Annotated in this window: 14 protein-coding genes; 4 read left to right on the top strand and 10 right to left on the bottom strand. The window is 71.2% G+C overall.

Annotated features, from left to right (window positions below; all coding sequences use genetic code 11):
* Positions 1 to 57: 57 nt before the first annotated feature.
* A complete protein-coding gene (locus tag ACZ6CV_RS16945; protein WP_362376932.1) occupies positions 58 to 987 on the top strand; it encodes a Bax inhibitor-1/YccA family protein in 930 nt (309 codons plus the stop codon).
* 99 nt (positions 988 to 1,086) lie between these two features.
* Here the strand turns inward: ACZ6CV_RS16945 and ACZ6CV_RS16940 are convergent, their stop codons facing one another.
* Complete coding sequence (locus ACZ6CV_RS16940; protein WP_469251557.1) at positions 1,087 to 1,317, bottom strand: DUF4287 domain-containing protein; 231 nt, start codon at positions 1,315 to 1,317, stop codon at positions 1,087 to 1,089.
* A 102-nt stretch (positions 1,318 to 1,419) separates the two neighbouring features.
* Here ACZ6CV_RS16940 and ACZ6CV_RS16935 point away from each other — a divergent pair, with 102 nt between their 5' ends.
* Positions 1,420 to 1,731 carry a hypothetical protein gene (locus ACZ6CV_RS16935; protein ID WP_469251556.1) on the top strand — a complete coding sequence of 104 codons (312 nt, stop codon included), beginning with the start codon at positions 1,420 to 1,422 and terminating at the stop codon, positions 1,729 to 1,731.
* 81 nt (positions 1,732 to 1,812) lie between these two features.
* On the opposite strand, the gene ACZ6CV_RS16930 is transcribed toward ACZ6CV_RS16935, so the two are convergent.
* From ACZ6CV_RS16930 to ACZ6CV_RS16920, 3 genes are all read right to left on the bottom strand, one after another.
* Entirely contained in the window at positions 1,813 to 2,709 is an 897-nt protein-coding gene (locus tag ACZ6CV_RS16930) for a hypothetical protein (RefSeq protein ID WP_469251555.1), read from the bottom strand.
* Positions 2,710 to 2,967: 258 nt separating this feature from the next.
* Positions 2,968 to 4,185, bottom strand: coding sequence for an acetyl-CoA C-acetyltransferase (locus ACZ6CV_RS16925; RefSeq protein ID WP_469251554.1), 1,218 nt, complete (start codon positions 4,183 to 4,185; stop codon positions 2,968 to 2,970).
* A gap of 472 nt (positions 4,186 to 4,657) precedes the next feature.
* A complete protein-coding gene (locus ACZ6CV_RS16920) occupies positions 4,658 to 5,680 on the bottom strand; it encodes an SGNH/GDSL hydrolase family protein (protein WP_469251553.1) in 1,023 nt (340 codons plus the stop codon).
* Between the two features lie 165 nt (positions 5,681 to 5,845).
* On the opposite strand from ACZ6CV_RS16920, the gene ACZ6CV_RS16915 reads away from it, so the two are divergent.
* Complete coding sequence (locus tag ACZ6CV_RS16915; RefSeq protein ID WP_469251552.1) at positions 5,846 to 7,237, top strand: cystathionine beta-synthase; 1,392 nt, start codon at positions 5,846 to 5,848, stop codon at positions 7,235 to 7,237.
* Between the two features lie 486 nt (positions 7,238 to 7,723).
* On the opposite strand, the gene ACZ6CV_RS16910 is transcribed toward ACZ6CV_RS16915, so the two are convergent.
* Positions 7,724 to 8,572: a helix-turn-helix transcriptional regulator gene (locus ACZ6CV_RS16910; RefSeq protein WP_469251551.1), complete on the bottom strand. Its 849-nt coding sequence runs from the start codon at positions 8,570 to 8,572 to the stop codon at positions 7,724 to 7,726.
* A 173-nt stretch (positions 8,573 to 8,745) separates the two neighbouring features.
* On the opposite strand from ACZ6CV_RS16910, the gene ACZ6CV_RS16905 reads away from it, so the two are divergent.
* Complete coding sequence (locus ACZ6CV_RS16905) at positions 8,746 to 9,507, top strand: SDR family oxidoreductase (protein ID WP_469251550.1); 762 nt, start codon at positions 8,746 to 8,748, stop codon at positions 9,505 to 9,507.
* A gap of 22 nt (positions 9,508 to 9,529) precedes the next feature.
* Here the strand turns inward: ACZ6CV_RS16905 and ACZ6CV_RS16900 are convergent, their stop codons facing one another.
* The 5 genes from ACZ6CV_RS16900 to ACZ6CV_RS16880 all read right to left on the bottom strand — a co-directional run bounded on the left by ACZ6CV_RS16900 (position 9,530) and on the right by ACZ6CV_RS16880 (position 13,744).
* The gene (locus ACZ6CV_RS16900) at positions 9,530 to 9,949 is read right to left on the bottom strand and encodes a hypothetical protein (RefSeq protein ID WP_362376942.1); all 420 of its coding nucleotides are present in this window, start codon (positions 9,947 to 9,949) and stop codon (positions 9,530 to 9,532) included.
* An 11-nt stretch (positions 9,950 to 9,960) separates the two neighbouring features.
* The gene (locus ACZ6CV_RS16895; RefSeq protein ID WP_469251549.1) at positions 9,961 to 11,388 is read right to left on the bottom strand and encodes a purine-cytosine permease family protein; all 1,428 of its coding nucleotides are present in this window, start codon (positions 11,386 to 11,388) and stop codon (positions 9,961 to 9,963) included.
* Between the two features lie 82 nt (positions 11,389 to 11,470).
* Positions 11,471 to 12,403: an ABC transporter substrate-binding protein gene (locus tag ACZ6CV_RS16890; protein WP_469252005.1), complete on the bottom strand. Its 933-nt coding sequence runs from the start codon at positions 12,401 to 12,403 to the stop codon at positions 11,471 to 11,473.
* Positions 12,404 to 12,423: 20 nt separating this feature from the next.
* The gene (locus ACZ6CV_RS16885) at positions 12,424 to 13,095 is read right to left on the bottom strand and encodes an ABC transporter permease (protein ID WP_362376944.1); all 672 of its coding nucleotides are present in this window, start codon (positions 13,093 to 13,095) and stop codon (positions 12,424 to 12,426) included.
* Between the two features lies 1 nt (position 13,096).
* Complete coding sequence (locus ACZ6CV_RS16880) at positions 13,097 to 13,744, bottom strand: ABC transporter permease (RefSeq protein WP_469251548.1); 648 nt, start codon at positions 13,742 to 13,744, stop codon at positions 13,097 to 13,099.
* Positions 13,745 to 13,781 lie beyond the last annotated feature (37 nt).

Genomic DNA, 13,781 nt, shown 5'->3' with positions numbered 1-13,781 from the left:
TTTGCCTACGCATTACTCTTGAGGCAAAGCCACGCACGGTGGCCATGGAGGAGTGAAATGAGGAGCAGTAACCCGGTCTTCTCGCGACGGGGGTTCAGCCGCGACAACGGCTACGCCGGCTTCGGCGGGCAGCCGCAGGCCGGGGGCCCCGCGAGCGCGACCCAGACCCACCAGGGCAATCCGTACGCGCAGGGCAATCCGTACGCCGGAGGCCAGCAGGCCCCCGCGGGCAACCCCTACGCCACGAATCCGTACGCCCAGCAGGACGTGCAGCACGGCGCCCCCCAGGCACCCGTAGGCGCCGGCCGCATGACGATGGACGACGTCGTCATGCGCACCGCCACCACGCTCGGCACGCTCGTGGTCACGGCCGCGCTCGCCTGGGCGCTGCTGCCGGTGGACGACGCCAACATCAGCAAGTCGTACGGCATCGCGATCGGCGCCGGCCTCGTCGCGATGGTGCTCGGCCTGGTCCAGGCGTTCAAGCGCAAGGCCTCGCCCGCGCTGATCCTGACGTACGCCGCGCTGGAGGGCGTCTTCCTCGGCGTCGTCTCCAGCGTCGTCGACAACCGCATCGCGAGCGGCGCGGCCATGCAGGCCGTGCTCGGCACGATGGCCGTCTTCATCGGCGTCCTCGTGGCGTACAAGGCGGGCTGGATCCGCGTCAACCGCCGCTTCTACGGCTTCGTGATGGCCGCGGCGATGGGCTTCCTGCTGCTGACCGCCGTGAACCTGCTGTTCATGGTCTTCGGCGGCGGCGACGGCCTGGGCTTCCGCTCCGGCGGCCTCGGCATCGTCTTCGGCATCGTCGGCATCCTGCTCGGCGCGTGCTTCCTTGCCCTCGACTTCAAGCAGGTCGAGGACGGCATCGCGTACGGCGCGCCGAAGGAAGAGGCCTGGCTGGCCGCGTTCGGTCTGACGATGACGCTCGTCTGGATCTACATGGAGTTCCTGCGCCTGATCGCCATCTTCTCGGGCAACGACTGACCCAGATAGTCGGTCGTCACAGGACGAGTGACCCCGAAGGGCCCGCGGACCGGGAACGGTCCGCGGGCCCTTCGCCGTGTGGTGGGTGAGGGAGCGCGGTCAGAGCAGTTTGCGGGCGGCCCGCCTGAGGTCGTACTCGTGGATGATCGCCTTCGCGTGGCCGTACGCGAGGTTGTGTTCGGCGCGGAGCCAGCTGACCTTCTCCTCGAAGCGGAAGAGAGAGGGGCCTTCCTCCACGGCACGGAGCCAGTCGGACACTTCACGACCGGTGCATTGGGGGATACGGGCGAGCAGGTTGCGGTGGGTCTCCTCGGAGAAGACTTGGGACATCGGCGCCTCCGGACGCGTCGCGATGTGTTCCGTCCTTCACGCCACCGTGCCTGAGCGCCGGGGCGTTGGCAACAGTCCCGGAAAGGCACATAGGCTCGCGTGGTGCTCGATACGACGCCTTTGACGGCCGCAGTGGACCAATTCGCCGACCGCCTGCGGGCCGCGCCGCAGAGCCGGCTGCAACGCGGGGCGGCGGCCGAAGCGCTGGCGCTGGCCAGGGAGTTGGCGCTGTGGACGCAGCGCGTGGAGGAACCGGCGGCGGAGCCGCGGGAGATGCCGGACGCCGGGATGTTCGCCGCGGCCGACCAGATCACCGTCGCGGGGTGCGATCTCGCCCTTGTCCTGACCGGACCCGAGGACCTCGCGCGGGCGCTGGACCTCGTGGCCGAGGCACAGAAAAGGGCCGGGGTCTAGGACGCTGCGGTCCAGGACCTCGGCCCGGGGCGGGGTGAGGTGGGGCGGGGCGGGTCCGGCCACGCGCGTGGCCGGACTCCGTCAGACCGACGCGATGACGCGGTCGGCCAGGATGTAGATGTTCTCGGTGCCGCACTCGAAGGTCAGCGCGTACGCGCCCGAGATGCCGGAGCCACCCAGCAGGAACGGGGTGCGGCCCTCACGCAGCGCGGTGGCGAGCAGCTCCGCGGTCTCGCGGTGTCCGGGCGTCATGCACAGCGTCGTACCGTCCGCGAAGACGTACACGTCCAGCGTGCCGAGCGGGCCCGGGCGGACGTCGGCGAGGGCGGTGCGGGCGTCGGCCAGCTCCTCCAGGCAGGCGACCGTGCGCTCGTGGTCGCCGTGGCCGTCGTGGTCGGGGGACGCCGGCGTCTGCACCGGCACGAAGTCCGGGTGCGAGGGGTGCCGGCGCCGGGCGGCGGCCAGCTCCGGGGAGTCTCCCGCGAAGGCGCCGTCCTGGGCGGTGCCTCCGGCGAACTCGTCGGCGCCCGCCGGGTCGGCGAAGGGCTCGACGACCGGTTCCAGGCTCTCCGCGTCCAGGCCGGCGAAGTCCGCCTGGCGCGGCAGGAACAGCTCGTCGGCGATGCTCTCGGGCAGGCCGGACAGGCCGGGCAGCCCGCCGAGCAGCGCGGCCCCGTCGGAGCCCTCGCGGGCCTCCTGGGCGGCCCAGAACGCGCGGGCCTCGGCGAGCTCGCGCTCGCGCTCCTCGGCGAGGGCCTCGGAGACGGCCGCGCGTATCTCGTCGGTGTCCACCGTGGTGCGGGCGGCCGGCACCGTGGGGTGCGGGCCGACGGCGGCACGACTCTCGGCCAGTTCGGTGTGCAGGGCTGTGATCTCGGTGAGCTGCTTCCGCAGTCCGTGCACCGCGTGCAGGGCAGCGGCGCCCACGGCCGTGGCAGCGGCCGTGGAGAGCAGCAGGGCAAGAGGCAAGGCGCTCACTGACGTACTCCCGGTTTCAAGTCGACCCCCGACTTCCTACATCAGCTTGAAGCCTGCACGATCCACCTGTCAGTGCATTACGTCACGAATGGGACAGGTCTTTGGGCCCGGGGTTTACCCCCGTAACCGCGCTGAGCTGGGCATATGTATCTCCCCCAGGAGATAGGTCACATCCTGGGGGAGATTGGGTCACGAAGCGATGCAGGGACTGAGGGTCAACACTGCGAACTGTGTGTCAACGAAATCGGGGGTTGCGGTTCAGCTGAGGCGCTCGATGACCATCGCCATGCCCTGGCCGCCGCCGACGCACATCGTCTCCAGGCCGAACTGCTTGTCGTGGAACTGGAGGGAGTTGATGAGCGTGCCGGTGATGCGGGCGCCGGTCATGCCGAAGGGGTGGCCGACCGCGATGGCGCCGCCGTTGACGTTGAGCTTGTCGAGCGGGATGTCCAGGTCGCGGTAGGAGGGGATCACCTGGGCGGCGAAGGCCTCGTTGATCTCGAAGAGGTCGATGTCGTCGACGGTGAGGCCGGCCCGCTTCAGGGCCTGCCTGCTCGCCTCGACCGGGCCGAGGCCCATGATCTCGGGGGAGAGGCCGGTGACGCCGGTGGAGACGATGCGGGCGAGCGGGGTCAGGCCGAGCTCGCGGGCCTTGGTGTCGCTCATGATGACCAGGGCGGCGGCGCCGTCGTTCAGCGGGCAGCAGTTGCCGGCGGTGACGAGTCCGTCGGGGCGGAAGACGGGCTTGAGGCCCTGGACGCCCTCGTACGTGACGCCGGCGCGGGGGCCGTCGTCCTTGCTGACGACGGTGCCGTCGGGGGTGGTGACGGGGGTGATCTCGCGCTCCCAGAAGCCGTTCTTCAGGGCTTCCTCGGCGAGGTTCTGGGACCTGACCCCGAACTCGTCCATGTCCTTGCGGGTGACGCCCTTGGCGCGGGCGAGGTTCTCCGCGGTCTGGCCCATCGCGATGTACGCGTCCGGGACCAGGCCGTCCTCGCGCGGGTCGTGCCAGGTGGAGCCCTCGGACTGGGCGACCGCGGCGGTACGGGCCTCGGCGTCGGCGAAGAGGGGGTTGTGGGTGTCGGGGTGGTCGCTGGTCCCGTTCTTGCTGCGCGACACCATCTCCACGCCGGCGGAGATGAAGACGTCGCCCTCGCCCGCCTTGATGGCGTGCAGGGCCATGCGGCTCGTCTGCAGCGAGGAGGAACAGTAACGGGTGATGGTGCAGCCCGGCAGGTGGTCCATGCCCATCTGCACGGCGACGATCCGGCCCAGGTTGTGCCCCTGCTCGCCGCCGGGCAGGCCGCAGCCGAGCATCAGGTCGTCGATGAGCTTCGGGTCGAGCTCCGGGACCTTGGCGAGGGCGGCCTCGATGATCGTGGCGGTCAGGTCGTCCGGCCGCAGATCCTTCAGGGAGCCCTTGAAGGCGCGGCCGATCGGGGTGCGGGCGGCGGAGACGATCACGGCTTCGGGCATCGAGTGCTCCTGTGGCGAGAGGGCGGCGGGGTGGAACGGGGCGGAACTCCTTGGGAAGTTACCTGCACGTAACGGGGTGGGTCATCGGGTGGGGGGTGTGAGACGGGCCGCATTTCTAAGCGGGCGCTCAGGCCGCGGGGCCCTGAGCGGACTGGGTCTCGCTTTTTGGTGCGGCCCGGTGGGGGTCGCTCGCGCAGTTCCCCGCGCCCCTGGGGTGTGTGCCTTGTTTTTCGTCTGCGGGCCGGCGGGGGCTTGTCGCGCAGTTCCCCGCGCCCCTTGACGGTACCTCCGGCCGCCGGCACCTGAAGGCGGACGACGACGGGGACCCCCCAGGGGCGCGGGGAACTGCGCGAGCGCCACGGGGGACCCGAGCGATGCGTCAGGGGGCGAGGTGGACTGGTCAGGGGCGCGGGGAACTGCGCGATCAACCCCCACCCACCTGCAGGGAAGACCCCCCCGCCCCCCCGGGGCCTCAGTGGGGGAGTGGGGACGGTTCTGGGGCGTGGATGCGGCGGCGGCGTCGGCGTTTGAGGAGGGCCCACGGACCCCGGGGGCCCGTAGGCATGGCCGCCGTGACCTCCGTGCCGCCCTCGGACGCCGCCTGCGCAGCCGCCCGCGCCACCGGCAAGAAGCCCTCGCGCCGCGAGACGTCGGGCCGCTCCTCCTCGGGCCACACGCCGAGCGCCGCGCACAACGTGGGCAGCACCGCCATCGCCGCCGTCGCATACCCCTCCGCGGAGGGGTGGTAGTTGTCCGGACCGAACAGCTCCCGCGGATTCGCCGCGAACTCCGGACCGAGCAGGTCCCCGAGCGACACCGTCCGGCCACCCTGCTCCACCACGCCGATCGTCTGCGCCGCGGCCAGCTGGCGCGAGACGCGCCGGGCCATCCACCGCAGCGGCTGGTAGACGTTCTCCACCGTGCCGAGGTCGGGACACGTGCCGACGACCACCTCCGCCCCCGCCGTACGGAGCCTGCGGACCGCCGCCGAGAGATGCCGCACCGACCGCGTCGGCGGCATCCGGTGCGTCACGTCGTTCGCGCCGATCATGACCACGCAGACGTCCGGCACCCAGGACGGGTCGGAGAGGATCAGCGTCACCTGCCGGTCGAGGTCGTCCGACTGGGCGCCGGGCAGCGCCACGTTCCGCAGGTCGACGGGGCGCTCCGCCACCGCGGCGAGCCCGGAGGCCAGCAGTGCGCCCGGCGTCTGCTTGGCCCGGTGCACGCCCTGCCCGGCCGCCGTGGAGTCCCCGAGCATCGCGAACCGCACCGGTTCCAGGCCGGTGGCCCGCGCGGCGCTGTCGGCGAACGCCCCGCCGTAGCGGCCGTCCGCGCGCGGCGGATCCGCGTGCCCGCCATTGCCCACGTTCCGCTTCGCCAGCTGCACCTCGGCGAGCACCACGCCCACCGCGGCGGCCCCGAGCAGCCCGATGCCTCCTCCGCCGTACGCCGCGCCCGCCGCGATCCGCCGTGCCACCCTCGCCCTCGACATGCCCTGCAGCCACCTCCTCGTGCCGTACCGCGCCAAAGGGCCGTACATCCACTCATTGCCCCGTAAGCACGGTCGGCCAATCGCAAGTGGAGGTGAACGGATGAGGTGGACCCTTAGGCTGACCGCACCAAATTCGTCGCACTACATCGCAGCCCGGAGACAACGGTGCAATTCCACGACTCGATGATCAGCCTCGTCGGCAACACCCCGCTGTTGAGGCTCAACAACGTGACCGCGGGCATCCAGGCGACCGTCCTGGCCAAGGTCGAGTACTTCAACCCCGGCGGATCCGTGAAGGACCGCATCGCGCTGCGCATGATCGAGGCGGCGGAGCAGAGCGGGGAGCTGAAGCCCGGCGGCACCATCGTCGAGCCCACCTCCGGCAACACCGGGGTCGGCCTCGCCATCGTGGCCCAGCAGAAGGGCTACAAGTGCATCTTCGTCTGCCCCGACAAGGTGTCCCTCGACAAGATCAACGTGCTGCGGGCGTACGGCGCCGACGTCGTCGTCTGCCCGACCGCCGTCGACCCCGAGCACCCGGACTCGTACTACAACGTCTCCGACCGCCTCGTGCGCGAGACGCCCGGCGCCTGGAAGCCCGACCAGTACAGCAACCCCAACAACCCGCTCTCCCACTACCACTCCACGGGCCCCGAGCTCTGGGAGCAGACGGAAGGGAAGATCACCCATTTCGTCGCGGGCATCGGGACCGGCGGCACGATCTCCGGTACCGGCAACTACCTGAAGGAGATCTCCGAGGGGCGCGTCACGATCGTCGGCGCCGACCCGGAGGGGTCCGTGTACTCGGGCGGCTCCGGGCGGCCCTACCTCGTCGAGGGCGTCGGTGAGGACTTCTGGCCGACGGCGTACGACCGGAACGTCACGGACGAGATCATCGCGGTGTCCGACAAGGACTCCTTCCAGATGACCCGCCGGCTCGCCAAGGAGGAGGGGCTGCTCGTCGGCGGCTCCTGCGGCATGGCCGTCGTCGCCGCGCTGCGCGTCGCCGAGCGGCTCGGCCCGGAAGACGTCGTGGTGGTGCTCCTGCCCGACTCCGGCCGCGGCTACATGAGCAAGATCTTCAGCGACGAGTGGATGAACGACTACGGCTTCCTGGAGCAGGACGGCGACCAGCCGGACGTCGGCGACGTGCTGCGCCGCAAGGAGGGCGGCGCGCTGCCCTCGCTGGTGCACATGCACCCCGAGGAGACGGTCGGCGAGGCGATCGAGGTGCTCCGGGAGTACGGGGTCTCGCAGATGCCGATCGTGAAGCCGGGCGCGGGGCACCCCGACGTGATGGCCGCGGAGGTCATCGGCTCGGTCGTCGAACGCGAGCTCCTGGACGCGCTGTTCACGCAGCGGGCCTCGCTCTCCGACCCGCTGGAGAAGCACATGTCGGCGCCGCTGCCGCAGGTCGGCTCCGGGGAGCCGGTGGCTGACCTGATGTCGGTGCTGGGTGCGGCGGACGCGGCGATCGTCCTGGTCGAGGGGAAGCCGACGGGGGTCGTGAGCCGGCAGGATCTGCTGGCGTTCCTGGCGGAGCAGCCGGGGCGCTGACGCTGGGTCTTGGCGGATGTGGGGCGGGGCTTCTCCGAAGTGGTACGGGGCTTCTCCGAAGTGGTACGTGGGTGTCATGTGCGCGCAGCACCCGCTTAACACGGCTCCGGCACAGTGGTGGTTGTCGGCGTCAGGAACTCCGGAGCGGCTCCCGGGCCTCCTCGTACGTCTGGACGTGCGTCCGGCTCTGACCCGGCCGCACGTCCCTCACGGGGACCACCGTCGTCCCGCCCCCTGGGGGGTTCCTCCACCGGGGGTGCGGTGGTCCCTGTGAGCGACCCTGACCTGCGGTCGGCGGGTGCGGGGCGGGTGGGGGTTGCCGCGTGGTTCTTGTTCGTCCGCGGCCCGGTGGGGGCTTGTCGCGCAGTTCCCCGCGCCCCTCAAGGCACCTCCGGCTGACGGCACCTTTCAAGCGGGCGATCAGGGGGCCCACTTAGGGGCGCGGGGAACTGCGCGATCAGCCGCCACCCGCCCGCAGGGGACGGGTCAGCCGGTGGGGTGGGACGGCTCCGTTGGGGTGGACCAGCTGGCCAGCAAGGAGAGGCGGTCCGCGCTGGGGGAGCCCGGCTCGGGGGTGTAGACCACCATGAGCTGGTCGGGATCGCCGGGCAGCGCCAACGTCTCGTAGGGGAGGACCAGTTCCCCCACCACCGGATGGTTCATCCGCTTCACGCCGTGCGTCTTCTCCTTCACCTGGTGGTCGGCCCACAGCCGCCGGAAATCCTCGCTCTTGACGGACAACTCGCCCACCAGGGCGCAGAGTTCCGCGTCCGAGGGGCAGCGCGCCGCGTCCAGGCGCAGATACGCGACCGTCTCCGCCGCCACCGCCTCCCACTCCGGGTAGCAGTCACGCCCGGGGCCCTCGAGGAACACCTGGCGCGGGACGTTCCGCTCCGCGGGCGACAGCGCGGAGAAGCCGTTGAGCGCGTCGGCCAGCGCGTTCCAGGCCAGTACGTCCATGCGGCGGCCGAAGATGAACGCCGGCGCGCGGTCGATGGTGTCCAGGAGCAACCGCAGGCCGGGGCGGACCCGTTGCGCGGGCGCCCGGGGCCGGCGAGCGCGCGGCCGGGGCCGGGCCACGGTGCGCAGATAGGCGTGCTCGGTCTCGTCCAGGCGCAGCACGCGGGCGATCGCGTCGAGCACCGCGTCGGACACCGAGGGCCCGCGCCCCTGTTCGAGGCGGATGTAGTAGTCCACGCTGACGCCCGCCAGCTGCGCGACCTCTTCGCGGCGCAGGCCCGGCACGCGGCGCCGCCCGTGCGCGGTGAGGCCCACGTCCGCGGGCTGTATGCGGCCGCGCCGTGAGCGCAGGAAGTCTCCGAGGTCGCCGTCCATGCGGTCGATCCTAGAGGGGCGGCCGGATTCCAGCCTGGTACTGCCGGACCCAGGAAAGGCACAGCCCTGGGTAGCCCGGCGCGGGACGCGCAGAGTGGTTCTCGCCGCCGGGGAACGCCCCGGACGGCACCGACCCCCGCACCGACCCCACTGATCGCACAGGGAGTTCAGCCATGTCGTACGAGAACCTGCAGGACCGCACCGCCCTCGTCACCGGCGCCGCCAGCGGCATCGGCGAGGCCACGGCCCGGCTGCTCGCCGCCCGGGGCGCCCGCGTCGTCCTGCTGGCCCGGCGCGCGGAGCTGCTCGACGAGCTGGCCGGGAAGATCGAGGCGGACGGCGGCCGGGCGCTCGCCGTCACCGCCGACGTCACCGACCAGGCGTCGGTGGACGCCGCCGTGGAGCGCGTGCACGCGGCGTACGGACGCGTCGACCTGGTGGTGAACGCGGCGGGCGTGATGCTGCCGAACCCGGTGACCGCCCACCGCACCGACGAGTGGCAGCGGATGCTGGACACCAACGTGGCGGGCGCGCTGCGGATCATCGGCGCCTTCACCCCGGACCTGATCGCCGCGGCCGACGGGGGCGGGACGGCCGACCTGGTGAACATCTCGTCGATCGGCGCGCACACCGCCTTCCCGCACTACGCGGTGTACGGGGCGACGAAGGCCGCGCTGACCTATCTGTCGGAGTCGCTGCGCACCGAACTCGGCCCGCGGGACGTGCGCGTCACCAACGTCGAGCCGGGCCTCACCGAGACCGAGCTGCGCGGGCACATCGACAACTCGGAGCTGAGCGGGCAGCTGGACGGCATGTTCGGCGCGATCGGCTCGCTGGCCGCGGACGACGTCGCCGACCTCATCGCGTACGCGACGAGCCGGCCGCGCCACGTCAACCTGCGTCAGCTGATCGTGCTGCCCACCCGCCAGGCGTGAGCCGCCGGGGCGCGGTGCGGCCTCAGTCGTCCCACTCCGAGGAGCGCTCCCTGCGGCGCCGTCCCAGGTCGGCGCCGCGCAGGGCGTGCACCGCGTTCACACCGAAGATGCCGGCCCAGCAGACGAAGAGCCCGGTCAGGTCGGCGTTGACCACGGCGATGGCGGACAGCGGGATGGCCAGGATCAGCGAGATCACGCCGAACCCGAAGCGCTCGCTCCAGGAGTCGACGGGGCTGCCGGGGGAACGGGCGCCCCGGGCGACCACCATCTGCTGCTCGGCGAGGTGGCGGCGCATCCGGCGGTCGACCGTGCCGTCCAGGCGCTGCTCGATCTTCCCCAGGAATGAGTCGACCAAGGCGGCGTCGTACTCTTCGCCGAGCTCCCTGCGGGCGTGCAGAGTGGCGTCGAGTTCCTTCTTGAGTTCGGGGTCACGGGCTTCCATACCCGGTTACGTTACGGCGCGGGCGCCTCGGTCGCGGTGGGGCTAACCCCCCTTTCCGTCCGGGCACCACCCCCAGGAACGGGCCGGTTCCGGCGGGCGAGCGCCCAGTACAGCACCGCGGGCACCACGAGCCCCACGATCCACGAGACGTCGGCGCCGTCCAGCGGCTCGACCAGCGGCCCCGTGTAGAAGTGCGTGGCGAGGAAGGGGAGCTGGGCGAGGACCCCGACGGTGTAGACGACGAGGGCGTCCCAGCGCCACGCGCCGTAGCGGCCGCGCGGGTCGAAGAGGGCGGGGATGTCGTACCGCTCGCGCGAGATCAGGTAGTAGTCGACCAGGTTGATCGCCGACCAGGGCGTGAAGAAGGTCAGCAGGAACAGCAGGAAGTCCTTGAACGACGTCAGGAAGCTGTCCTTGCCGAGCAGCGCGACCGCCGTGCCCGCCACCATGATCACCGCGATGTACGCGGCCCGCCCGCGCTGCCCGAGGACGCGCTGCCCGCGGAAGCCGCTGATGCTCGTCACCATCGACATGAAGCCGCCGTAGGTGTTGAGCACGTTGATGGTCAGCTTGCCGAGCGCGATCACGAAGTACAGGAAGGAGGCGATCAGGCCGGTGCCGCCGAGGCCCACCACATAGCCGACCTGGTCGGCGAGGAAGGCGTCCCCCGCGCTCGCCGCCACGAGCACCCCGAACGTCATCGACCACTGCGAGCCGAGCGCCGAGCCCGACAGGGTCCACCAGAAGGTGGCCTTCGCCGAGGTGGTGCGCGGCAGATAGCGCGAGTAGTCGGCGACGTACGGGCCGAAGGCCAGCTGCCAGGAGGCCGAGAGGGAGACGGCGAGCAGGAACATCGGCAGGTCGAAGTGGGCGTCGGACAGCAGTGCCGACAGGTCCACGCGGTCCAGGAGCCGGATGCCGAGGTAGACGAAGGCGAGCGCGCAGATCACGCTCGCCACCCGGCCGAGGGTGTGGATGACGCGGTAGCCGACCGCCGCCATCACCGCGGTGACCGCGGCGAAGAGCACGATGCCGGTGGTGTCGTTCGTGTGCGTGAGCTCCGCGGTGGCCTGTCCGGCGAGCACACTGCCGCTCGCGAAGAACCCGACGTACATGAGGATGACCAGGAGCAGCGGGACGACCGCGCCCTTCACGCCGAACTGGGCCCGTGACTGGATCATCTGCGGCAGGCCGAGCTTCGGGCCCTGCGCCGAGTGCAGGGCCATCACCGCGCCGCCCAGCAGGTTGCCGAGGACCAGGCCCACGAGGGACCACACCACGTCGCCGCCGAAGACGACGGCGAGCGCGCCCGTGACGACCGCGGTGATCTGCAGATTGGCGCCGAGCCAGAGCGTGAACTGGCTGAACGCCGTGCCGTGCCGTTCGTCGTCGGGGACGACGTCGATGGAGCGCCGCTCCACCAGGTCCTCTACCGCCATGCCGGTCAACTCCCTCGTTCCGTACGGGACTTACCTGCTGCTACTTCGTGAGGCCGTGCCGTCACTTCGTGAGGCCGTGCCGTTACTTCGTGAGGCCGTGCCGCTCCGCCCAGTCCTGCGCGACGTCCTCGGGGTCCTTCTTGTCCTTGTCCACCAGGCGGTTGAGCTCGGTGAGCTGCTCGGTCGTCAGGAGCGCGCCGAGCCGGGCGAGCGCCTTGCGCACGGTCGAGTCGGCCTTGCGGTCGGCGACGAGCGGGACGACGTGCTGGCCGGGGACGAGGTGCTTGGGGTCGGTGAGGACGACCCAGTGTTCGGCGGCGATGTCGGTGTCGGTGGTGAAGAGGTTCGCCACGTCGACGTCGCCCTTGCGCAGCGCGCCCTTCACCAGCGGCCCCGACGAGTCGAGCGACTTGAACTCCTTGAACTCGACGCCGTACACGTCCTTAAGGCCGACCGCGCCGACGGTGCGCTTCTTCACCTCGGCGGCGGCGCCGATGACGAGCTTGCCGTTGTGCTTCGCCAGATCGGCGAGGGACTTCAGGCCGTACTCCTTCGCGGTCTCGCGGGTCACGACGAACGCGTCGGAGTCCTCGGCCTTCCCGTACGGGAGGATCTGCAGCCCGCGCGGGAGGCGCATCGCGAGGGCGTTCTGCATCTCGCCCTCCTCGGTGGCCTTCGCCTTGGGGTCCAGGTAGTGCAGGAGCGCGCCCTGGTACTCGGGCAGCAGGTCGATGTCGCCGCCCTTGAGGGCGGGGATGAGGATCTCGCGGGTGCCGAGGTTGGGGCGCACGCTCGTCTTCACGCCGGCCGCCTCCAGGGCGGCGGCGTACAGGTACCCGAGGACCTGGTTCTCGGTGAAGTTGGCGGTGCCGATGGTGACGCCGCCCTTGCTGGAGCCGCCTCCGCCGCCGCCGGACCCGTCGCCGTTCAGCGAGGTGATGCCGCCGCTGCAGGCGGCGAGCGCGGGGACGGAGGCGGTGGCGAGGAGTCCGCCGATGAGGTTCCTGCGGGATATGGGGGCCATCTGGTGTGCTCCTAGGCCTGTCGGGCGGGGCGGTGGCGGAAGAGGGTGCGCTGCAGGGCGGCGAGCGCGAGGTCGAGTACGACGGCGACGAGCGCGACGAGCACGGCCCCGCCGAGCACCTGGACCAGGTCGCGCTGGGCCAGGCCGTCGAAGACGTACCGGCCGAGCCCGCCGAAGGAGACGTACGCGGCGATGGTGGCCGTCGCGACGACCTGGATCAGCGCGAGCCGCAGCCCGGTCATGATCAGCGGCAGCGCGAGCGGCAACTCGACCTGGAACAGCACCTGGTGGGCGCGCATGCCCTGGCCGCGTGCCGCGTCCTTCACCTCGGGGTCGACGGCGGTCATGCCCGCGTACGTGTTGGTGACGATGGCCGGCACCGCGAGCGCGACGAGCGCGATGTAGACGGGCCACATGGACAGCCCGCTCGCCAGGAAGACCAGTACGACGAGGCCGACGGTGGGCAGCGCGCGCCCGAACGAGGACAGGTTGATGGCGACGAAGGCGCCACGCCCCGTGTGCCCGATGAGCAGGCCGAGCGGCAGCGCGATGGCGGCGGCGACGAGGGTGGCGAGCAGCGAGTACTGCAGGTGCTCGGCAAGGCGGTGCGCGATGCCGTCCGGGCCCGTCCACTGCTCGTCGCTGACCAGCCAGGCGCCGAGGTCCTTGAAGAGTTCGTACATGTCAGGCACTCCTGCGGCGGCGGGTCCAGGGCGTCAGGACGTACTGGAGGGTGACGAGCAGGGCGTCCGCGACGAGCGCGAGGAGCAGCGTGAGGACGACGCCGACGATCACCGGGGTGGGGAAGTTGCGCTGGAAGCCGTCGGTGAAGAGCTGGCCGAGTCCGCCGTCGCCGATGTACGTCGCCACGGAGACCAGTGAGATCGACATGACCGTCGCGATCCGTACGCCCGCCATGATCACCGGCAGGGCGAGCGGGAGTTCGACGGTGAGCAGGGTGCGCAGCGGCCGGGTGCCCATGGCCTTGGCGGCTTCCTTGGTCCTCGCGGGCACGGAGTCGAGGCCCTCGACGGTGTTCCGCAGCAGCACGACGAGCGTGTAGATCGTCAGGCCGGTGACGGTGGTGGTACGGGTGAGTCCGCTGACCGGCAGGAGCAGCACGAAGACGGCGATGGACGGGATGGTGAACAGGACGTTGGAGAGCCCGAGGAGGAGTCCGCGCAGGGGGCGGACGCGGTGGGCGAGGACGGCCAGCGGAAGGGATATCAGCAGCCCCAGGGCGACGGCCGAGAGGGCGGCCTGGAGGTGGGAGAGGGTGAGGGTGGTGAGGTCATCGGTATGGTCGCCGATCCACGACCAGTCGACGGTCACGGTGCGTCCTTGACGTGGGCGGTGCTGTGGGTGCCGT

The sequence above is a fragment of the Streptomyces sp. NPDC041713 genome (assembly GCF_055591085.1).
The sequence above is the reverse complement of the archived record's forward strand: the minus strand, read 5'-3'. Positions and strand labels throughout refer to the sequence as shown.